This window comes from Pseudogemmobacter faecipullorum, assembly GCF_020539525.1.
GTDB lineage: Bacteria > Pseudomonadota > Alphaproteobacteria > Rhodobacterales > Rhodobacteraceae > Pseudogemmobacter > Pseudogemmobacter faecipullorum.
Window position 1 is genome coordinate 1 of sequence record NZ_JACDXX010000076.1, and the last position, 1,186, is coordinate 1,186.

Consider the following 1,186-nt stretch of genomic DNA (forward strand, 5'->3'; position numbering starts at 1 on the left):
GCATTCCGTTCCTCACATGCTTGCGCTTCGGATTGTAGAACATCTCGATGTAATCGAACACGTCCTGCCTTGCGTCTTCGCGGGTCCGGTAGGTCCTGCGCCTGATCCGCTCGCGCTTGAGCAGGTTGAAGAAGCTTTCGGCGACTGCGTTGTCGTGGCAGTTGCCGCGGCGGCTCATGGAATGCTCAAGGTTGTGGGCGCGCAGGAACGCAGCCCAATCCATGCTGGTGAACTGGCTGCCCTGATCGGAGTGGATTAGCACCTTTCCCTTCGGCTTTCGCCGCCAGACAGCCATGAGCAGAGCTTGCAAGACGACATCCGTTGTTTGCCTGCTTTGCATCGACCAACCAATCACGCGCCGGGAATAGAGGTCGATGACCACCGCGAGGTAGGCAAAGCCCTCCTGCGTCCGGATGTAGGTGATGTCCGTCACCCACACCCTGTCTGGCGCAGCGACGTCGAACTGCCGGTCGAGAGTATTGTCGACCACGACCGATGGCTTGCCACCATAGCTGCCAGGGCGGCGCTTATAGCCGATCTCCGCCTTGATCCCCGCAAGCTGGGCCAATCTGGCCACCCGGTTCGGACAGATGCTTTCGCCCTGCTCAACCAGATCGTCATGCAGCTTGCGGTATCCGTAGACTTTCCCACTCTCCGTCCAGGCGCTCCGCAGCAGTTCAGTCTGGCGCCTGTCTTCTTGAGCTCGCGCACTCATCGGAGCCTGTAGCCAGGCATAGAAGCCGCTCGGCTGTATGCGCAGACACCGGCACATGGCCCGGACAGAAAACTGCCCCCGATGCCCGGCCACGAACGCCGTCGCCATCGGGCTCGAACCAATGGCGCTCCAATGGCTCCGCTCACTTTGCATCCCGAGCGAAATACGCGGTGGCTTTTTTTAGGATGTCGCGCTCCTCGGAAACCCGTGCCAGTTCCCGCTTCAACAGGCGGATCTCGGCATCCTTCTCGGTCTCACCTGATGCCGTCTTCGCGAACTTGCGCTTCCAGGCATAGAGCGAGTGCTTGCTCACCCCGAGCCGTTCAGAAACCTCGCTGACCGGGTAGCCCCGCTCCGTGATCTGAGCGACCGCATCGCGCTTGAAGTCGTCGCAGAAAGTCCCTGTGCCCATCATGGCCTCCTTGCCTCAAAATTAGCAAAGAAGGCGTCCACGAAACATGGGGCTATTCA

At 60.2% G+C, this 1,186-nt stretch carries 1 pseudogene; it reads right to left on the minus strand.

Annotated elements, in window-relative coordinates:
• Positions 1-1,127: pseudogene (locus H0485_RS21250) on the minus strand (IS3 family transposase); the annotation flags it as partial.
• Positions 1,128-1,186 lie beyond the last annotated feature (59 nt).